The 19,949-nt window shown below is 71.3% G+C and carries 17 protein-coding genes; 7 read left to right on the top strand and 10 right to left on the bottom strand.

Annotated elements, in window-relative coordinates:
- Positions 1-109 precede the first annotated feature (109 nt).
- Together ABKA17_RS01425 and ABKA17_RS01420 are read left to right on the top strand one after the other, a co-directional pair.
- The gene (locus ABKA17_RS01425) at positions 110-1,078 is read left to right on the top strand and encodes an O-methyltransferase (RefSeq protein WP_353689936.1); all 969 of its coding nucleotides are present in this window, start codon (positions 110-112) and stop codon (positions 1,076-1,078) included.
- Between the two features lie 10 nt (positions 1,079-1,088).
- Positions 1,089-1,403: a DUF6193 family natural product biosynthesis protein gene (locus ABKA17_RS01420; RefSeq protein WP_353689935.1), complete on the top strand. Its 315-nt coding sequence runs from the start codon at positions 1,089-1,091 to the stop codon at positions 1,401-1,403.
- Between the two features lie 39 nt (positions 1,404-1,442).
- On the opposite strand, the gene ABKA17_RS01415 is transcribed toward ABKA17_RS01420, so the two are convergent.
- Together ABKA17_RS01415 and ABKA17_RS01410 are read right to left on the bottom strand one after the other, a co-directional pair.
- Positions 1,443-3,764, bottom strand: a complete 2,322-nt coding sequence (locus ABKA17_RS01415; RefSeq protein WP_353689934.1) for a glycosyltransferase — start codon at positions 3,762-3,764, stop codon at positions 1,443-1,445.
- Entirely contained in the window at positions 3,761-5,224 is a 1,464-nt protein-coding gene (locus ABKA17_RS01410) for a glycosyltransferase family 29 protein (RefSeq protein ID WP_353689933.1), read from the bottom strand. Before ABKA17_RS01410 ends, ABKA17_RS01415 begins: the two co-directional genes overlap by 4 nt.
- Before the next feature lie 227 nt (positions 5,225-5,451).
- Between ABKA17_RS01410 and ABKA17_RS01405 the strand changes: the two genes are divergently transcribed.
- Both ABKA17_RS01405 and ABKA17_RS01400 read left to right on the top strand, forming a co-directional pair.
- Positions 5,452-6,561, top strand: coding sequence for an acyltransferase family protein (locus ABKA17_RS01405; RefSeq protein ID WP_353690742.1), 1,110 nt, complete (start codon positions 5,452-5,454; stop codon positions 6,559-6,561).
- A 64-nt stretch (positions 6,562-6,625) separates the two neighbouring features.
- Complete coding sequence (locus tag ABKA17_RS01400; protein ID WP_353689932.1) at positions 6,626-7,492, top strand: class I SAM-dependent methyltransferase; 867 nt, start codon at positions 6,626-6,628, stop codon at positions 7,490-7,492.
- Here the strand turns inward: ABKA17_RS01400 and ABKA17_RS01395 are convergent.
- Entirely contained in the window at positions 7,483-8,190 is a 708-nt protein-coding gene (locus ABKA17_RS01395) for a TetR/AcrR family transcriptional regulator C-terminal domain-containing protein (protein ID WP_353689931.1), read from the bottom strand. The two genes, ABKA17_RS01400 and ABKA17_RS01395, sit on opposite strands and share 10 nt — an antisense overlap.
- An 86-nt stretch (positions 8,191-8,276) precedes the next feature.
- Between ABKA17_RS01395 and ABKA17_RS01390 the strand changes: the two genes are divergently transcribed.
- Complete coding sequence (locus tag ABKA17_RS01390) at positions 8,277-9,692, top strand: FAD-dependent oxidoreductase (protein ID WP_353690741.1); 1,416 nt, start codon at positions 8,277-8,279, stop codon at positions 9,690-9,692.
- Here the strand turns inward: ABKA17_RS01390 and leuE are convergent.
- Positions 9,675-10,322: a leucine efflux protein LeuE gene (leuE, locus tag ABKA17_RS01385; protein WP_353689930.1), complete on the bottom strand. Its 648-nt coding sequence runs from the start codon at positions 10,320-10,322 to the stop codon at positions 9,675-9,677. The two genes, ABKA17_RS01390 and leuE, sit on opposite strands and share 18 nt — an antisense overlap.
- 18 nt (positions 10,323-10,340) lie before the next feature.
- On the bottom strand, positions 10,341-11,921 hold the full coding sequence (locus ABKA17_RS01380) for an acyl-CoA mutase large subunit family protein (RefSeq protein ID WP_353689929.1): 1,581 nt from the start codon (positions 11,919-11,921) through the stop codon (positions 10,341-10,343).
- Positions 11,922-12,057: 136 nt separating this feature from the next.
- Between ABKA17_RS01380 and ABKA17_RS01375 the strand changes: the two genes are divergently transcribed.
- On the top strand, positions 12,058-12,876 hold the full coding sequence (locus tag ABKA17_RS01375; RefSeq protein WP_353689928.1) for a L,D-transpeptidase family protein: 819 nt from the start codon (positions 12,058-12,060) through the stop codon (positions 12,874-12,876).
- Between the two features lie 167 nt (positions 12,877-13,043).
- Here the strand turns inward: ABKA17_RS01375 and ABKA17_RS01370 are convergent, their stop codons facing one another.
- The 5 genes from ABKA17_RS01370 to ABKA17_RS01350 form a co-directional block, all read right to left on the bottom strand.
- The gene (locus tag ABKA17_RS01370; protein WP_353689927.1) at positions 13,044-14,078 is read right to left on the bottom strand and encodes a hypothetical protein; all 1,035 of its coding nucleotides are present in this window, start codon (positions 14,076-14,078) and stop codon (positions 13,044-13,046) included.
- A complete protein-coding gene (locus tag ABKA17_RS01365; protein ID WP_353689926.1) occupies positions 14,078-14,740 on the bottom strand; it encodes an RNA polymerase sigma factor in 663 nt (220 codons plus the stop codon). The genes ABKA17_RS01370 and ABKA17_RS01365 overlap by 1 nt, the downstream gene beginning before the upstream one ends.
- A 295-nt stretch (positions 14,741-15,035) precedes the next feature.
- A complete protein-coding gene (locus tag ABKA17_RS01360) occupies positions 15,036-15,728 on the bottom strand; it encodes a hypothetical protein (protein ID WP_353689925.1) in 693 nt (230 codons plus the stop codon).
- A 53-nt stretch (positions 15,729-15,781) separates the two neighbouring features.
- Positions 15,782-16,399 (bottom strand): RNA polymerase sigma factor, encoded by a 618-nt coding sequence (locus ABKA17_RS01355; RefSeq protein WP_353689924.1) that lies wholly within the window; start codon positions 16,397-16,399, stop codon positions 15,782-15,784.
- A 181-nt stretch (positions 16,400-16,580) separates the two neighbouring features.
- Complete coding sequence (locus tag ABKA17_RS01350; RefSeq protein WP_353689923.1) at positions 16,581-17,015, bottom strand: hypothetical protein; 435 nt, start codon at positions 17,013-17,015, stop codon at positions 16,581-16,583.
- Positions 17,016-17,366: 351 nt separating this feature from the next.
- Here ABKA17_RS01350 and ABKA17_RS01345 point away from each other — a divergent pair, with 351 nt between their 5' ends.
- Positions 17,367-19,925: an FG-GAP-like repeat-containing protein gene (locus ABKA17_RS01345; RefSeq protein ID WP_502994139.1), complete on the top strand. Its 2,559-nt coding sequence runs from the start codon at positions 17,367-17,369 to the stop codon at positions 19,923-19,925.
- The last annotated feature ends 24 nt before the right edge of the window (positions 19,926-19,949 follow it).

The raw sequence follows: 19,949 nt of genomic DNA, 5'->3' as shown, positions 1-19,949 counted from the left end.
CCGTGGAAACAAAGACAGAGCATCGAGTTGCTCCCTTGATTCAATGGTGAAGCGGTGTCCGTGTCCCTAGGATCACGGGCACCGCCTATCCGAATCCCGTGAGGCACTCATGACGAAGCTCGGCCGGCTCTACTCCCTCTTCGACACCGTCACCCTGCCGGAGAAGCTGCCTTACACCCAGTGCAGCACCTGGGAGCTCCAGTTCCTGTACCTGGTGGGGCGCCACCACCTCACGGGCCGCGACCGGATCGTCGAGCTCGGCTCCGGCGGCGGGGGTTCGACGTACGCCCTCGCGCTGGGCCTGAGCGAGAGCCCCGTGTTCGACCAGGGGACCGGGCGGCTGCACGCGTACGACTTCTTCCGGGTCGGCAAGGGGACCTTCGCCTCGGAGAAGTTCTTCGACTCCGGGCAGCGGCCCGCGGACGACAACTCCTTCCTGGACGACTTCAAGGGGCGTCTGGAGCCGTTCCTGCCGTTCCTGGAGATCCACGCCGGTGACCTCTGGCAGACCTCGGACCCCGAGGACACCAGCCCCGTGGAGTTCCTGCACATCGACATCGCCAAGACGGCCCGGGTCTTCCGGTGCGTCTCCGAGCGGTTCCTGAGCCGGATGGTCCCCGGCACGGTCGTCCTGCACCAGGACTTCGCCGGGCCCCGGCTGCCGTGGCTGCACCACAGCACGGGCGCGCTGCTGCCGTACATCGAGATCGCTGGCCCGCCGATCCGCTCCACGCTCGCCTTCGAGGTGACGAGGCCGATCCCGGCGGACGTCCTCGAGCGGATCACCGAGGACGACTACACGGTCGACGAGAAGATCGCCCTGATCTCCGCCGTCCAGCAGCAGATCGACCGCGACCACACCGACGGCATCCCCTTCAGGTCCGTGCTGGAGCTGTCGAAGGCGTACGTCGCGCACTACGCCGGCGAGCACCGGCGGGCCTGGTCGATCGCCAGGCCGCTCCAGTCGGACGCCTATCTGAGCCGGACCCGGGCGGACCACTTCGAGCAGCTGCGGAAGGCGTACGACAAGGAGCCGTCGTTCCTGACGAAGCTGGCGCGGAGGACCGTCGGCCGCTGATCATGGGTCCGTGGACACGGATGCGGACGCGGCGGTGGAGGCGGGCTGGCGCAAGGCCCGGGAGGACGGGCGGGTACGGGAGGAGTTGCTGGACCTCGCCCATGCCGAGCCCCGGCTGCGGCGCCGGTTCCCGTGGATCGGGATGGGCGAGCTGCACTTCAGCCGCACCGCCGAGGACCCGTGGACCTGGGACGCCCGCTTCGTGCTGTGCGAGTACTCGGGTACGTACTTCGTGATGGGCCCGTCCCGGCAGGACGTGGTGGGCCGGGTGGAGACCGCGCGGGAGGCCGTCGACCTGGTGCTGGAACACCTTCCGGAGGACTGAGGTGCGGGGCCCCCTGTGCCGTAGGGGCCCCGCGGTCTCTCAACTCCCCAGGATCACCCGCAGGTCGGACGCGTTGGCCTCGGTGACCTTCCACAGCTCGCGCTGGCGGCCGTGGACGTCGGCGACCGTCTTGCCGTGGTCGGCGAGCAGGTCGCTCGCGCGCTCGACCAGCCGTGCCGCGAGGTGGCGGTCGTGGACCGAGACACCCCACTCCGGGCGCTCGATGTCCCGCAGGAAGTACGCCATCTTCGGGTGCGAGATCAGGCTGATGATGGGTGTGCCGACGCCGAACGGGATCATCCCGGCGTGGCCGCGCATGCCGATCACCAGCTTGGTGCGGGCGTAGAGCTCGCGGATCTGGTCGTTGTCGAAGTCGTACATCGGGATGACCGGCAGCGAGATGCCGTGCTCGCGGCGCAGGTCGAAGGCGATCTTCTCGTCGTCGAGCGAGTGCGCCACGCACTGCACCTCGGCGAGCTCCCCCAAGTCCCGGACCGCTTGGGCCATTTGGGCGAGGAAGTAGCCGTAGTCGTGGCCGAAGCGCAGGCCCGCGCGGTCGTAGGCCGCGTTGATCAGGATGGTGTTCTCGCGCTGGACCGGGTCCTGCCAGCCGTCCACCAGCTGGCGCATGACCGTGGTGGGGCAGGGCTGGAAGCGCACCTTGTCGTGCAGGTGCGAGGGCAGCATCGCGCGGACCTTGTCGATCGAGCCGTGGTTGCGGAGCCCGAAGAAGGCGGAACGCTCTACGAGTTGGAGCAGCGAGTCGCGGAAGCGGTTCGCGCGGTAGGACTGGCCGTCGAAGGCGTTGAAGCCCACGGCGAAGACCGCGATCGGCACGTCGATGCGGTTCAGCAGCTCGTCGGGGACGTTCCACTGCCAGGCGCTGTTGCCGTTGGGCATGGTGTCCGGGATGAACAGTCCGCCGCCGCCGATGACCAGACCCCGGCGGGCGTTGACGCGCTCCAGGGCGGCCTCGTCGAAGAGGCGGTGGGCGTGGACGGAGTGCCAGCGCCGGGAGGTGGTGTCGGGGCCGAAGGCGAGGCGGACCGTCTCCGGGAGGAGCTTGTCGCCCGCGTTGCCCTGCCGGTCCATGTAGAAGGCGACGTGCGCGAGCTGGTCGTCGGCGCTGCCCCGCTCCTGGGAGGGGACGGCGGCCGCGCGCTGCGCCCACAGCCGGCTGGAGCGGTGGGTGGGGTCGACGGTGATGCCGGCCGTGGCGTGCCGCAGGGCCTCGGTGTTGTCGCCGTGCACCCAGGCCATCTGGGCGAGCCGGGCGTAGGCGGTCGCGGCCCGGTTGGGGGCGGCGGTGGCGAGCAGCAGCTGCGCCTTGGCCTCCTCGTAGCGGGAGACGCTCATCAGGGCGTGGCCGAGCACCTCGTGCGGCCAGGCCTCGTCGAGCGGGATGCGCACTCCGGACAGGACGTCGACGGCGTCCTGGTAGTCGCCGGACGCTATGTGCGCGGCGGCGACCTTGCGGGCCACCTCGACGTCGCCGGTGCGGCGGACGTGCGGGGTGCCGAAGTGGATGACCAGGTCGTGGTGGAGGCCGCCGCCCGAGGCCAGGTAGGCGGCCTGGAAGTCGGCGTCGGACAGCTCGTACTCGCGCCAGCGGTCCTCCGCCTGGCTGTACCCGGCCTCGCCGCCCTGCCACGGCTTGTGGCGGCCGGTGAAGTGCAGGATCGCGGTGTCGTCCGGGACGGGCAGGTCGCCCGACAGCCGCCGCTTGACGAAGTTGTAGCGCGGGTCGAGGCGCACGAAGTCGCCGTCGAGGACGGCGTTCAAGATGCCCTGGTCGTGCTTGTCGAGCTCGTAGTCGCCGGTGCGGCCGCAGCGGTCGATCTTCGCGCAGAACTCGTCGCTCAGGTACTCGCGCTGGATGACGAGAAGACCGGAGTTGAGCTTGTGCTGCCCGTAGAAGAACTGCGGGACGGCCGCCAACCCCTCGCGCAGCCTGAGGAGTTCACCCAGGTCACCCAGAACCACCATGTCGGTGTCGAGGGTGATGATCGTGTCGTACTCGCGGATCCTGAACACGTCGAGGATGAAGTACGCCTTGCGGACCAGGTAGTTGTCCTGGTCGCCCTTCTTGTACGAGTCGTAGTGCGCGTCGCCGACCCGCTTGAGGACGATCCGCGGGTGCAGGGCCCGGATCCGCGCGATCGAGCCGGGGCGCAGGTCGTCGTAGAGGACGACGAAGTCCTCGCACACGCCGGGGTTGGAGAGCGCGAGGCTGCGCAGGAGCGTCAGGAAGCCGGGCAGGTAGTTCTCGTCGACGTAGGACGCGAAGGCGATGCGGCGCTTGCCGGTGAGCGCGTGGGCGTCGGTGACGGGGGCCTGTGTCGCAGGCAGGGCGGTGGTCATCGCAGGGAGATCCTCATGTCGGTCACGCTCTGGGCCCGCTGCATGACCCATGACTTCTCGCTGGTGTACTCGTGCACGGACGTGATCGCGAGCTTCATCGCCTCCGGGACGCGGTAGGCGCCGCTCTCGTAGAAGTCGAAGCCGATCAGGTCCAGGGTCGGGCTGACGTTCAGGAAGTCCAGCAGGTACAGCATGTTGAAGCCGGTGGTCGGGATGCCGGACCAGACGTCGCTGCCGAGCTTGCCGATGTTGCGCACGGGCCAGCGCAGCGACTCGTCGCCGAGGTGGGTCTGGGCGCCGGGGACGAGGCGGTTGCGCAGGGAGTACTTCCAGTCGCCGGAGATCCCGCCGAACACCAGCCGGGTGTCGACCCGCTGGTCCCAGTTGAAGCCGTGCTTGTGGATGGTGGCGTGGATGTCGGTGCGCGAGCCGGTGTGCTTCGGGTCGATCCGGTACGAGTTGAAGCGGACGACGAGGTCGTACGCGTCGATCTCGGCGCCTATGGAACTCGCGCCCACCCGGCCGGAGTTGGCGATCAGGCAGATCGACTTGCCGGCGATCCGGTTGCGGAACTCGCCAAGGCTGATCCACTGCACCCCGCCGACGGTCGGGTCGGCGACGGGACCGCGCATCCGGTTGCGGCGCTGCTCGGCGTAGAGGGCGAGGGCCTCGGTGAGGGAGGCGAGGTCCGTCGACTCGGTCGTCCTCAAGTCGAGGTACTGGCTGAGGAGTTCCTGCCGGTCGGTGACCGGGGCGTCCTCGGCGGCCAGCGTCAGGAGCGCTCCCACGAGCCGCGGCTCGGCCTCGGTCCAGTCCCCCACGGCGTGGGCGGCGAGGCCCTCGGCCCAGACGTCGGTGGCGGCGCGGCGGGTGAACTCCGCGGCGCGCGGGCTCTGTCGTTTCAGCAGGGCCAGCAGTGCGCGCTCCTGCTCTGCTGCGGCCCGCAGACCGGCGATCTTGGCGCGGACGCCGAACCCGTCGTCGTCGGTGAGGCCGAGGTACCTCTCGTACGCCTCGACCGCCTCGTTCTCCTCGCCGAGGGCTTCCAGGAGCCGGGCGCGCAGCCGCCAGCCGGCGCGGGAGTTCTTGCGCTGGGCGAGGACGGTGTCGCTGATGACGAGGGCGAGGTTCAGCTCGTCGTCGTAGCCGCACTCCAGCGCCTTGTTGGCGACGGCGAGCAGGGCGTCGAGGAGTTCGTTCGGGATGGTGGAGGCCGGCGCGGCGGCACCCTTGACGGCCCGCTTGAGCAGCGCGGTGGCGCCGCCGGCCGGTGCGGAGGCGGGGGCGTCGGTGGCGGTCGTGCCCCACACCACCAGCAGCTTGCGCAGCTGCTCGGCGAGTTCGACGCGGCGCCGGTCGATACTGCCGACGACCTTTCCGCTGTGCACCGCGCAGGCGCGCAGGCAGTCGTCCAGCTCCCCTCCACGCGCACGTGCACGTCTCTTCTGGACCGTCGTCATGGCACTCCTGTTTTGTCTTCTTACCAAAGCTCAGACGAGTTCTTGGGCTTTACCGCTTGCGTGGGGGGATTCTGAGGGAATTTAGGAAGCCAAAACGACATCCAGGTGAACTCACCGGGACCGGGCGGCCAATCGTTGGCTGGCCGGCCAAGACATCCCTGTGATTCGGACTAATGTCCCTGTGTGCACCCGTAGGAACAGCTGTCGAGGGGATTTCCGTGACCACGATGACCGTCCGCGAGGTGACCGAGACACCCCCGCGGCCGGAGCGGAAGGCTCCCCGTGAGACCCGGCTGCGGGCCCTGGACGGACTGCGTCTGGTGGCCGCGCTGATGGTGGCCGCCTATCACTACGGCGGTCGGGGCGGCGAGGTCACGGCGGCCTGGGGAAGTTCCCCGAAAGACCAGTTCCCGACGCTGAGCGGGTATTTCGCGTACGGCTGTCTCGGCGTCCAGGTCTTTTTCGTGATCAGCGGATTCGTGATCTGCATGAGCGGCTGGGGACGCCCGCTGAAGTCGTTCTTCGCGTCCCGCGCCTCCCGGCTGCTGCCCGCGTACTGGGCGGCGGTCGTGCTCGTCACGGCGGTGTTCGCGCTGCCGATGGTCGCCTACAAGGCGGTGTCGCCGAGCGACGCCCTGGTCAACATGACGATGCTTCAGCAGCCGCTCGGCGTCGACCGGGTGCTGGGCGTGTGCTGGACGCTGTGGGCCGAGGTCCGCTTCTACGCCCTGTTCGCCCTGTGCGTGGTCCTGCCGGGCGCCTCCCGGCGCCGGGTCATCCTGTTCTGCGCGGGCTGGACGCTGGCGGCGGCGATCACGCAGGCCGCGCACCAGCCGCTGCTCGACGTCGTGTTGATGCCCGAGTACGCGCCGTTCTTCATCGGCGGGGTCGGCCTCTACCTGGTCCACCGCGACCGGCGGGACGTGTACGCGTGGGGCATCGTGGGCGTGAGCTTCCTGATCGGGCAGCACTACGCGGTGAAGAGCCTGTGGAACGCCGCCGACCCCAACGCCTTCGCGCACCGCACCACCCTCGGCATCGTGCTCGTCGTCGCCTTCGGCTTCCTCGCCGTCACCGCGATCGCGCTCGGCTGGCTGAACCGGGTGAACTGGCGCTGGCTGACGGTGGCCGGGGCGCTGACGTACCCCTTCTACCTGGTCCACGAGCACCTCGGCTGGGTGGTGATCCACGGGCTGCACATCGGGCTCGGGCTGCCCTCGGCGGAGACCTTCGCGCTGACCGTCGTAGCGATGCTGCTGCTGGCCTGGCTGCTGAACCGGTACGTCGAGAAGCCGCTGACCCCGAAGCTGCGTTCGGCTCTGGCCAAGGCTCGCTGAGGTTGTTCACCGGACGTTCAGCGGGCGGAAAGTTGGGGCGGGCCTCAGCGAGCAGGCATGCTCCATGGCCAACGCACAGCAGACGTACACGTACCCCGGCGAACTGAGCGATGTTCCGGGCTGGTTCCCGCCCCTCGACCAGGTGCTGTTCACCTGGTTCCTCGACCGGCAGAAGGAGCCGGGCGATCTACTGGAACTCGGCGCCTACATGGGCAAGAGCGCGATCCTGCTCGGTCGGCACCTCGGTCCCGGCGAGCGGTTCACGGTCTGCGACCTCTTCGGCGGCGACGCGCCCGACGGCGCCAACCAGGCCGAGACGAGCAAGTCGTACGCCTCCCTCACCCGGCAGTCCTTCGAGCGGAACTACCTCTCGTTCCACGACGAGCTGCCCCGGGTGATCGAGGCGCCGAGCTCGGTGATCTCCTCCGAGGTGGCGGCGGGGAGCTGCCGTTTCGTCCACATCGACGCCTCGCACCTGTACGAGCATGTCCGCGACGACATCGGTGCGGCGCGGGAGATTCTGCTGCCGGAGGGTGTGGTGGTCCTCGACGACTTCCGCTCCGAGCACACGCCGGGGGTGTCGGTCGCGGCGTGGGAGGCGGTGCTCAATCGCGGGCTGCGGCCGATCTGTCTCAGTACGCAGAAGCTGTACGGGACGTGGGGGGATCCTTCGGCTGTGCAGGAGGAGCTGCTGGAGATGCTCAGGGGTCGGGCGGACTGCGGGTTGAGTGTGCAGCATGCGGCGGGGCATCGGCTGGTTCGGGCTCGGGCGAAGGGGATGCGGGCGCCGGAGTTTCCGAGGTCGCGGCATTTTGTCGCTCCCGAGCCGGTGCCTGCGCGGCGCCGTTCGCCGGCCCGACGGATCGCTGTGGATCTGGTGCCGCCGGTCATCACGCGGGCCGTGCGGAAGGTTCGGGCTCGTCAGGTCTGAGTTCGGCTGCGGGTGTGTGGGGGCTGGTCGCGCAGTTCCCCGCGCCCCTGAAGAGGCGCGTACCGCGCCTCAATTCCTGCGATCACCACCGCCAGGCCCTCCTCGAAGTGCCGCTCATAGTCCGCGAACATCTCCGCGCCCGCCGCGGCCGACAATGGGAAGTCGGCCATCAGACGGGCGCGTTCCGCCACGTCGAAGCCCTCTCGGCGTTCACCCGGCAGGGGTTCCACGCCCTGTTCCTCTGTGACGAAACCGAGGGTGTAGAGGTACGTCGTCGACAGGGCGCGGACCGCCTGGGCGAGGGGGAAACCCACGGAGGTGAACAGGCGCAGGTTGTCCTCCATCGCCTCCACGTGGACCAGGCTCGTGAAGCGGGTGCCGCTGAAGACCTTCGCGCCGTCGCGGTAGCCGAGCAGGGCGGCGCGTAGTCCCCGGTTGCTCTTCAGGAGCCGTTCCTGCCAGGTGTCGGCGGCGTCCAGGACGGTGCCGGCGACCATGCGGCGGTACATCTCCGTGGCCATCTCGTCGAGCAGCGCCTGTTTGTCCTTGAAGTGCCAGTACAGGGCGGGCGCCTTGACGTCGAGCTCCTTGGCGATGGCGCGCAGGGTCAGGCCGTCCAGGCCCACCTCGTTCAGGAGCTTCAGGGCGGTGTCCGCGACGCGGTTGCGGTCGAGGGGGGCGCGTCGTTCCGTAGTCACGCTTGACAGCTTAACGGCGTTAAGGGCACGCTCATAGTCGACGGCACTTAACAACGTTAAGGAGAGTGGCCGGTATGCGTACCGTTGTGCACACCGACGTACTGATCGTGGGCGCCGGGCCGACCGGCCTCGCCCTCGGCGTCGACCTGGCCCGGCGCGGGGTGGACGCGCTGGTGGTGGAGAAGGCCGGGGAGCTCTTCCCCGGCTCGCGGGGCAAGGGCATCCAGCCGCGCACGATGGAGGTCTTCGACGACCTCGGCGTCCTGGACGCGATCCGCGCGGCGGGCGGCGGCTACCCGGTCGGGATGGTCTGGCAGGACGGCGAGCGGGTCGGGGAGCACCAGATGTTCGACCCCGCCGAGGCGACCGAGGACTCCCCCTACAACGAGCCCTGGATGGTGCCGCAGTGGCGGACCCAGCAGATCCTCGCGGCGCGGCTGGCGGAGCTCGGCGGCGAGGTGGCGTTCGAGCGTGAGCTGACCGGACTCACCCAGGACGACGAAGGGGTCACGGCCCACTTCGCGGACGGCGCGGACCTGCGGGCCCGGTACCTGGTGGCGGCGGACGGCGGCCGCTCGGCGGTGCGGCGGGCGCTGGGCATCGGCATGGCCGGCGAGACGGTGGACCCGCAGCCGATGCTGGTCGCGGACATCCGGCTGACCGGCCTGGACCGCGACCACTGGCATGTCTTCCCGCCGCGCGGGGAGAGCGACGGTTTCCTGGCGATCTGCCCGCTCGCGGGCACCGAGGACTTCCAGGTGGCGGCCCAGTTCCCCGAGGGCACCGCGGTGGACGTCTCACCGGACGGTGTCCGTAAGGTGGTCGCCGCCCGCTCCCACCTCGCCCCCTCGGACGTCACCGAGGTCCGCTGGGCCTCGGACTTCCGGCCCCGTACCGCCCTCGCGGACCGCTTCCGCTCCGGCCGGGTCTTCCTCGCCGGGGACGCGGCCCACATCCACTCCCCGGCGGGCGGCCAGGGCCTGAACACCAGCGTCCAGGACGCCTACAACCTGGGCTGGAAGCTGGGCGCGGTGCTGCGGGACTCGGCGCCGGTCGCGCTGCTGGACACCTACGAGGAGGAACGCCGGCCCATCGCCGCCGAGATGCTCGGACTGTCGACGAGCGTGCACCGAGGGGAGACCCGGCGCGGGGACGCGACGCGGCAACTGGGGCTGGGGTACCGGGACTCCTCACTCACCGAGGAGACGCGTACGGACCCGGCTTCCGTGCGGGCCGGCGACCGCGCGCCGGACGGCACGCTGGACGGCGTACGGCTCTTCGACGCCTTCCGGGGACCGCACTGGACGCTGATGGCGGTGGGTACCGAGGCGCCCGAGGGGCCCTCGTCGGTGCGGGTCGTGCGGGGGCCGGTCCACCCGGCGTACGGGAGCGGTCTGCTCCTGGTGCGGCCGGACGGCTATGTGGGGTGGGCCGGTGAGACGGCGGACGGCTTGCCGGAGTACCTGGCGCGTGTGGGTCTCGCGTCAGGCGCTCGCGACTGACAGCTTCACCGCGAAGCCGAGGAACAGCGCCCCGGCGGCCGAGGTGGCCCCCGCCGACAGCCGCCTGCGACGCCGGAAGGCGGCCGCCAGCCTGGTCCCGCCGAATATCAGCGCGCTGAGGTACAGGAAGCTCGCGAACTGGGCGAGCGTCCCGAGGACGACGAAGGACAGCGCGGGGTAGGCGTACCCGGGGTCGACGAACTGCACGAAGAAGGCGACGAAGAACAGGATCGCCTTGGGGTTGAAGAGGCTGATGACGAAGGCCCGCCGCAAGGGCCGCTCGTCGCCGACGACCGGTTCCGCGGTCTCCCGCAGCGCCTCCCGCCGGGTCCGCCACATGCCCCACGCGGCCCGCAGCATCCCGATGGCCAGCCACGTCAGATAGCCGGCGCCGGCGTACTTCACGATCCCGAACAGCACGGCGTTGGTCTGGAGCAGCGAGGCCACCCCGGCCGCCGACAGGGTCATCAGCACGGTGTCCCCGCACCACACCCCGGCCGCGGCGGTGTACCCCGCCCGCACCCCGCGCCGAGCGGCGACGGACAGGACGTACAGGGAGTTGGGGCCGGGCAGCAGCACGATCAGGACGAGGCCCGCCAGATAGGTAGGGAGGTCGATAACGCCGAACATGTGCAGGAGTGTCGCACGCTAGAACGCGTCCGAGGGTACGTAGGTGCCCCAGATCTCGCGCAGCGCGTGGCACACCTCGCCGACCGTCGCCCGGGCTCGTAGCGCCTCCTTCATCGGGTACAGGACGTTGTCCTGGCCCTCGGCGGCCTTCTTCAGGGCTGCCAGGGCCGCGTCCACCGCCGGTGCGTCGCGCTCGGCGCGCAGCCGGGCCAGCCGCCTCGCCTGGCGGGCCTCGATCGCCGGGTCCACCCGCAGCGGCTCGTACGGTTCCTCCTCGTCGAGGCGGAAGCGGTTGACGCCCACCACGACCCGCTCGCCGGAGTCGGTCTCCTGGGCGATGCGGTAGGCGCTGCGTTCGATCTCGTTCTTCTGGAAGCCGTGCTCGATGGCCGCGACCGCGCCGCCGAGGTCCTCGACCCGCCGCATCAGGTCGAGCGCGGCGCCCTCCACGTCGTCCGTCATCCGCTCGATCACGTACGACCCCGCGAACGGGTCGACCGTGGCCGTCACGTCCGTCTCGTAGGCCAGGACCTGCTGGGTGCGCAGCGCCAGCCGCGCCGACTTGTCCGTCGGCAGGGCGATCGCCTCGTCGAAGGAGTTCGTGTGCAGCGACTGGGTGCCGCCGAGCACCGCCGCGAGGCCCTGGACGGCGACCCGGACCAGGTTCACCTCCGGCTGCTGGGCCGTCAGCTGCACCCCGGCCGTCTGGGTGTGGAAGCGGAGCATCAGCGACCTGGGGTTCCGCGCGCCGAACTCCTCGCGCATCACCCCGGCCCAGATCCGGCGCGCGGCACGGAACTTGGCGACCTCCTCCAGGAGCGTCGTACGGGCCACGAAGAAGAAGGACAGGCGCGGGGCGAAGTCGTCGACGTCCATGCCGGCCGCGACCGCCGTGCGGACGTACTCGATGCCGTCTGCCAGCGTGAAGGCGATCTCCTGCGCGGGCGAGGCGCCCGCCTCGGCCATGTGGTAGCCGGAGATCGAGATGGTGTTCCACCTCGGGATCTCGGTCCGGCAGTACTTGAAGATGTCGGCGATCAGACGCAGGGAGGGCTTCGGCGGGAAGATGTACGTCCCGCGCGCGATGTACTCCTTCAGCACGTCGTTCTGGATCGTGCCGGTCAGCCGCTCGGCCGGTACGCCCTGTTCCTCCGCCACCAGCTGGTACATCAGCAGCAACAGGGCCGCGGGCGCGTTGATCGTCATCGACGTCGAGACCTGGTCCAGCGGGATCCCGTCGAACAGCACCCGCATGTCCTCGACCGAGTCGATCGCCACACCCACCTTGCCGACCTCGCCGTGCGCGATCGGGGCGTCGCTGTCGTGGCCCATCTGGGTGGGCAGGTCGAAGGCGACCGACAGGCCGGTCGTGCCGTGGGCGATCAGCTGCCGGTAGCGGGCGTTGGACTCGGTGGCGGTGCCGAAGCCCGCGTACTGGCGCATGGTCCAGGGGCGGCCCGTGTACATCGACGGGTGGACACCGCGGGTGTAGGGGTACGCGCCCGGTTCGCCCAGCTTCCGTGCCGGGTCCCAGCCCTCCAGGTCACCGGGACCGTAGACCGGTTCGATGGGCAGTCCGGACTCCGACTCGCGCGCCATGCTGTCGCCTCCCGACGGTGGGTCACTCGCTGGGACCTTCCTCACAACCATGCCGCGCCGTTCGCAACCAGTCATCCGCGGGGAACCATCTCTGGTGACACCGGGGCACACCGGTGGTGAGAAGGCGGGGGCGCGGATGCGTACAGAGGGCATGCGGAGAGTGATCGCCGCGCTGGTGGCGGTGGCGGCCGTGGGCGGCTGCACCGTGCAGGCGGCGGAGGGCGACGGGAAGAGCCCGGTGCGGATCGACGTGCCCAAGAGCTCCCCGTCCACGTCCGCGCGGGACGACGACAAGCCGAGCGCGAAGCCGTCGAAGGCCGCGCCGAAGGTCCTCCTCGCCCCCGGCGACCACGGCCGTGACGTGCGTGAGCTCCAGGCCCGGCTGCGTCAGGTCGCCTGGATCTTCGAGGGGCCGACGGGGACGTACGACAGGGCGACCGAGGAGGCCGTCGAGGGGTTCCAGGGCAAGCGTGGGCTGCCGAGGACCGGCGAGACCGACTCCGTCACCTGGCAGCGGCTGCTGAAGATGACGCACGAACCGGGCAAGTGGGAGCTGTATCTGATGGGCGGCCAGCCGGCCGCCGCACCGGACGCCCGCTGTCTGACCGGCCGGGTGCTGTGCATCAGCAAGTCGAGCCGGACCCTGCGCTGGATGGTGGACGGGCGGACCGTCACCACGGTGCCGGTGCGGTTCGGCTCGGAGTACACCCCGACCAGGGAAGGCGTGTTCAGCGTCTACTGGAAGTCCCGCCACCACGTCTCGACGCTCTACGACTCCCCCATGCCGTACGCGATGTTCTTCAGCGGCGGCCAGGCAGTGCACTACTCGTCGGACTTCGCGGCCCGGGGCTACGCGGGCGCCTCGCACGGCTGTGTGAACGTACGGGACGAGGCGGCGATCGCGGAGCTCTTCGACGAGGTGCGCAACGGCGACAAGGTCGTCGTGTACTGGTGACCTGTGGGGCGCGGGCGGGACCGGGGGAACGTGTCCCGCCCGCGCCGAGGTGCACGAGCCGTGGGTACGGGGGGAACCCCGGCTCTGTGCGACGGCCGATGACCAGTCGGCTCACTCATGTCAGCGCCGGTGCGGCCGAAATTGTCACACCCGGCGCGAAAAAAGATTCAGAGGGCGGAGGACGACGGGTTCGGCGACGGCCCGGGAGCGGTCGCGGCCCGCTTCGACGGCACCGTGGTGTCGTCGGCCGACGGGGACGGGGACGACGTGGTGAAGCCCCCGTTCTGGCGATGATGGTTGTGACCGCCGCCGGGGGCTCCGTGGTGGCTGTCGTCGTCACCGTCCTGGCCGCCCGGACCGCCCTTGTCGTCCTGGTCCTGGTTCGAGTCCCGGTCCTGGCGCCCGTCGTCCCGACCGGCCTGCCCGTCCCCGGACTTCAGTACGTCCTTGCAGTACGTCCAGACGTGGCCGGAGCCGCCCGCCAGCTTCTCCAGGGCGCGTCTGCGGTCGGCGGAGAGCTTCTTGCCGTCGCGCAGGTCCCGGCAGGCCGACGCCGCCCCGTCCCACCGGGAGCCGAAGCTGTCCCGGCGGCCTCCCGGATCGGAGCCGGGGTCGGTGCTCGGGGCGCCGCCCGCGTCGGTGCGCGGGCTGTCGGCGTCGGGGGAACCGCTCGGGGAGCCTTCGGGCGTCGGTTCGGCCTCGCCGGTGTCGTCCGGCGACGGGGACGACAGCGGGCGGTCCGGTGTCACGGCGGCCGAGACCGTGGCGCCGGGGCGCGGGCCGTCGTCGCCGAAGGGCGTCGGCAGCATTCCGGTCGCGGCCGCCACGGTCACTCCGCCGACCATGCCGAAGGCGAGCGCGGCGGCCAGCCCGAACCGCGCGGGACGGCGCCGGCGGGGACGCGGGGCGCGGTGCGCGGGGGCGCCGATACGGATCAGACCGGCGTCGCTCACCGAGGACCGGCCGGGGGCGGCGGACGTCGTCCGCTCCGCCCGCGCCTCACGGAAGGCGGCCAGCGCGGCGGCCTCGCCGGGGAGTTCGGCGCCGTTCGACGGGGATTCCACGGAGAGCGCGCCGAGGGTCTTGGCGAGCCGCTCGGCCTCGTCCTGGGCGGCGGCGTCGACAGCGTTGTCCAGTGACTCGCCGCGCAGCAGACGCTCCGCTGTTTCGGCGTCGAGCCATCCGTACTGCTTGTCGGCCATCACATGTCCTTCTGCGTCCGCGGACGCGTATGCGTCACACTCGCGGACGTCACCGCACGAGCGTGCGGTTCTCGCTGGGGTGGCAGGGCGTCGAGCGCGCCGGCCGATTCCGGATCGGCACCGAGCAGTTCGGCGAGCTTCCTCAGACCGCGGTGCGCGGCGGTCCGTACGGCTCCCGGCCGTTTGCCCAGTGTCTCGGCGGCGGCCTTGGCGTCCAGGCCCACCACCACCCGCAGGACGACCGCTTCGGCCTGGTCCTGCGGGAGACGGGCGATGAGGGAGAGGGTGCTGTCGGTGACCAGGGCCTCGATGGCCTCGCCCGCGGTGTCGGACTCGGCGGCCTTCCCGGTCAGCTCGGTCTCGTCGCCGCCGATGGCGGGGCGGCGGCCGCGCATGCGTATGTGGTCCAGCGCGCGGTTGCGGGCGATACGGGCGGCCCAGCCGCGGAACCGGTCCGCGTCCCCGCTGAACCTCGACAGGTCCCGGGCGATCTGGAGCCATGCCTCGGAGGCGACGTCCTCGGCGTCCGGGTCGCCGACCAGCGTCCGGACGTAGCCGAGCAGCCGTGGGTGCACGGCGCGGTACACAGTCCGGAACGCGGTCTCGTCCCCGTCCTGTGCCGCAAGCACCGCGGCGGTCAGCTCCGCGTCATCCCCCAGCACGCATGGTTCCTCAGTCGATGGTCGCGGCCTCGACGCCGCCTGCGATTGCGGTGATCCCTCGCCTCCGCGCTCGGCGCGAAAGGCACGTTACGACCTGAAACCGCTGCTCGTCCATGTCCGTACAAGATGCAACTACCTCGGGACAAGGCGGGTACGCCCCGGGTGTGACAGAAAACGCATGCATGACGCTGTAGGAAGTACGGGTCGCCGCGCGGCCCGTGCCGCGCGACGGCCGGGGCCTCTCCTGTGGGGGGTGGCGGCCCCGGCCGTTGCCTTGGCAGCGGGGCCCGCCGGGCTACGGCTTCTTCTTGCCGGCCGCTTTGTCGTCGTTCTTCTCGCTCTTGCCGGGCTGGTCCGCCTTCTCGTCCTGTGCCAGCCGGTCGGCGCAGTACCGCGCGACGTTCCCCTCGCCGCCCGCCGCGTCCACGAGCCGCTGCCAGGCCGTGGAGTTCAGCGCGTTGCCGCGGCCCCGCACCTTCTCGTAGGCGCGGCAGTGGGCCTCGGTGTCCTGGGCGGTGACCGGGCGGTCGGGCCGGGCGGAGGGGCTCTGTGTGGCGGGGGTGGTGCTCGGCTGCCGTACCGGGGCGGACGTCTGCGCCCGGGGCGGGTCCTTCCGCTCGGCCTCGGAGGACGGTCCGCCCGTGCCGATCGCGGCGAACGCGACCCCGCCGACGGTGAGGCTCGCCACGAGCACGGAGAGCGTGGTCTTCAGCGAGCGGGACAGCCGGCGCTGCTCCCGGGGCCGCCAGTCGTCCCGGCGGCGGGTGCGGGCCCGGTGCGCCCCGGCGTCGCGAGCGGCCCGGAAGGCGGCGACGGCCTGCCGCTCACGCTCGCCGCCGGCCCGGTCCTCGCGCAGGGCGACATCCTCGCGGACGGCGGCGGCGAGCAGCGCCTCCAGCCCGTCCGGGTCCGGGGAACCGGGCGCGGTGCCGCCGGGGTGCACATGCCGACGGCCGGGGATCCCGCCGCCGCTCCGCCCTTCACCCATGCCCGTTCCGTCCCTGTCCCTGTCCTTGTCCGGCCTGTCGCCGCCGTCCTCGTTCACTTCGACTCCCCCAGCGTGCGGGGATCGTCATCCGTCACTCTCTCGACGCCGAGCTGCTGCGCGAGACGCTTCAGGCCCCGGTACGCGGCGGTGCGCACCGCGCCGGGCCGCTTGCCGAGGACGCGGGCGGCGCCGGGGCCGTCGAGGCCGACGACCACCCGCAGCAGCACGGCCTCCGCCTGGTCCCGGGGCAGCCCCCGGACCAGCTCGAGCGCGTACTCGGTGGAGATGGACTCCAGCGCCTGGTCGTGGGTGCTCTGCGGGCCCGGCAGGTCGAACATGTCCTGTTCGAGCGCCGCCGACCGCGGCCGCACCTTCTGCCGGCGCAGGTGGTCCAGTGCCCGGTGCCGGGCGATGGTCGCGCTCCAGCCGCGGAAGCCGGCGCCGTCGCCCTTGAACCGGCCGAGGTCGCGGGAGATCTCCAGCCAGGCGTCGGAGGCCACGTCCTCGGCGTCGTCGCCGACGATGCCGCGAAGGTAGCCGAGCAGACCGGGCTGCACGATCCGGTACGCGACCGCGAACGCGACCTCGTCGCCTTCCTGGGCCCGCGCGACGGCCGCGCCAAGCTCCCCGTCGTACGCCTGCACGCGGCGGGGTTCCCCTCCTCGACCCAAGAACTGTCCTCGTCCGTACCGTTTCGTGGCGGTTCGATGCCGTTCGGCGCGACCGCCCTTGCGGGTTCTCCCCCACGGTCAACAGCGCCGGACGCCCCGGATGTGTCACTGCGTCCGGCGAGCCGCGTGGGACGGCCGTGGGCGTGGCGGGCTTCCCCGGACCACCACGCCCACGGCCTGGTCAGACCGCGCTCCTGCGCCGGGCCCGGCCGTGCAGGGTGAGGTAGAAGGTCTGGAGGGACTCCTCGGGGCCGCCCGCCTCGAAGCGGTTGAGGACCTTGCCGAGCGGGTTCCAGACCCGGCCGTCGGGCATCCGGACGCCGACCGGCTGGCCGAAGTACGCGCGCTGCGTCTCGTCCAGGTCGACCCACACCGCGCCCGCCCGGCGCACCAGCACCTCGCCGACGTAGGCACCCAGCGCGCGCAGCGGTCCGCGTACCCGGTCCAGGTCGGTGCCGCCCTTGCGCAGGCCGTCGACCAGGAAGTCGACGACCCGCAGGCTGGCCACGGAGTAGTCCAGGGGCAGCCTGCCCCGTGCGGTGATCCCGGCGACGAACTCCGCCGCCTCCGCCCGCATCCCGCTCGCGCACGGCACGCGCCCGGCCTGCTTCCCCATGGCCCCCACCCCTTCGTCCGGCTTGCTCTCCCCGCTGTCCCAGCGGATGCCGCCCCGGGAACATCACGCGCCACGAGCGTGGCCATTCCCACACAGACACCTCACAGACGCCGGGCAACCTTTTCTTTTCTCGTACGTCGCGGTCACTCAGCGCGTGATGTTTGGCCAGAGCTGCGCGCTGTCAGTAAGTGCTGCCCGAGTGGCAGCTGATGCGACCGAGTTCCTTTTCCAGGGGTGGGGTAGTTGAGTCCTCGCAACAGCCGTGCGTACAGACCGCTGAGTCTCAGGAGACGGGCCTGGCTGACCGCCGGTGCCGTCGTGCTGAGCGGTGCGGGCATCGTCACGTACGCCATGGCCGATCCGAGCACGCAGTCCGACGGCAGGGCGGGCAGCCGCGAGGCGGCCATCCACACGCTGAAGCTCCAGAGCGAGGGCTCGGGCCGCAAGGGCCTCGGCCGACGGGACACCGACCCGTTCAGCGCGGTCCTCGTCACCTGGGACAACCCCGAGGCGAAGTCCCCGGGCACGGCCGAGGTGCGTACCCGGGACGCCGAGAGCGGCAAGTGGTCCGGCTGGCAGAAGCTCCAGGACGACCCGAGCCAGGCCGACGGGGCCGAGGGCGAGCGGGCCGCGCTGCGGGGCGGTACGGAGTCGCTGTGGACCGGCGCGGCCGACGGCGTCGAGGTGCGGGTCGTCAACGCGGACGGCACCGCGGCGGGCGGACAGCCGGCCGGGATGGACGTCAAGCTGCTGGACCCGGGGACGGGTCCGGAGGGCGGCGACGGCAGCGGGGGCGGACCGGAGCCGGCCGCGTTCGTGGCGGAGACGGGGACGCCTTCGGCGCCGGCGTCACCCACGGAGTCGGTGTCACCGACGGCCTCCGCATCGCCCACCGAGTCGGCATCGCCCACGGCATCGGCCTCACCCACGCAGTCGCCGTCCGCCTCCCCCTCCCCCACCTCCACCGTCCCGGCACCGCGTCCCTCCACGGTCGTCAAGCCGCCGATCATCACGCAGGCGGAGTGGGGCGCGTCCACGGACTACGACGGCACCCCCGGCTACGGCGCCGAGATCAAGGCCGCCGTCATCCACCACACCGGCATGGACAGCGACAACACCCTGTCCTGCGCGGAGTCCCGGGCCCGGATGCGCTCCATCCAGCAGGAGCACTTCGCGCGCGGCTACTACGACATCGGCTACAACTTCGTCGTCGACAAGTGCGGCCAGATCTTCGAGGGCCGCAGCGGCGGCATGGACCTGCCGGTGATCGGCGCGCACGACATCGGGTTCAACACCAACACGGTCGGCATCTCGTACATCGGCAACTACGAGTCGGCCAAGCCGAGCAAGGCCGCGCTGGACTCGATCGCGCGGATCGTCGCCTGGAAGTTCGGCATGTACGGCATCGACCCGACCGGCAAGGTCACCCTGGTCTCCGGCAGCGACGCGGGCGTCGACGGCAACAAGGTCGCCAAGGGCGCCTCGATCACGCTCCCGCGCGTCTTCGGGCACCGCGACACCAACGCCACCGCCTGCCCCGGCGCCAACCTCTACGCCAAGCTGCCGCAGATCGCCTCGCTCGCCAAGACACCGGGCGTCTCGCACGCCCTCGCCACCAGCGACTACAACCGGGACGGCGTGACCGACCTGGTCGCGGGCGTGCCGAAGGCCAACGCGGTGAAGGTCGTGCCGGGCAGCGTCGACGGGCCCGACACCGCGGCCAAGGTGACACTCACCCAGAACAGCGCCGGAGTTCCCGGTTCCTCCGAGTCCGGTGACTCCTTCGGCGCCGCCACCGCCTGGGGCGACGTGAACGGCGACGGCTTCGCCGACCTCGCGATCGGCTCCCCGGGCGAGGACGACACCAGCGGCAACGCCGACCGGGGCAACGTCACGGTGATGTACGGGCCGGCCCTCGACACCGGCTTCTCGTACACCACTTCGGGGGTGACGGCGGCGGGCGCCAAGCTCGGTTCGACGGTCACCGTCGGCGACTTCAACGGTGACGGCAAGGCCGACGTCTTCTCGGCGGGCGCCGGCAAGGGCGGCAACTGGAACGTGCGACTGGGCACCGGCAAGTACCAGTACGGCACCCTGACCTCCGCCACCGGCGCGGTCGCCTACCTGGACGCCGCGACCGGCGACTTCAACCGGGACGGCTACGCGGACGTCGCCCTCAACTACCGCGACACCGGCGGCATCGGCCGCGTGGTCCGCTTCGCGGGCTCCTCGACCGGCCTCACCAAGGCCGGCGTGATCTCCGTCAGGGGCGGCCGGTCCATCGCCGCCGGTGACGTCAACGGCAACGGCTACGACGACATCGTCATCGGCCAGCCGATCGCCTCCGAGTCGGGCGGCAAGTCCGGCGGCCAGATCACCATGGTGCCGGGCACCTCGACGGGCTTCACGACGACCGGCATGACGACCATCCACCAGGACACGGCGTCCGTCCCCGGCGGCAACGAGTCCGGCGACGCGTTCGGCAGCTCGGTCTCGGTCGGCGACCACAACGCCGACGGCTACGCGGACGTCCTCGCGGGCGCCCCCGGCGAGGACCTGGTCCGCGACGGGGTCAACCGCACCAACGCGGGCAACGCCATCCTGGTCAAGGGCACCTCCACGGGCCTGACCGGCGCCGGCTCGGTCGCCGTCTCGCAGGACACCTCGGGCGTCCCGGGCTCCACCGAGACCGACGACCGCTTCGGCTCCTCGGTCGCCCTGGCCGACCTGTCCGGCTACGGCCGCGCCGACCTCACCTTCGGCGCCGACAACGAGGACGGCGGCGACGGCATCCTCCTGCACCTGCCGAGCAACAGCACCGGCCTCGGGTACGCGGACGCGGTGATCTACAGCAAGACCACGCTGGCGACGCCGACGGACGCCCGGCTGGGGCAGACGCTCACGCCGTAACGCGAGCCCGGACAGCGACGGCCG

The organism is Streptomyces sp. RG80, from assembly GCF_040446465.1.
GTDB lineage: Bacteria > Actinomycetota > Actinomycetes > Streptomycetales > Streptomycetaceae > Streptomyces.
This window is presented reverse-complemented; position numbering and strand designations above follow the sequence as displayed.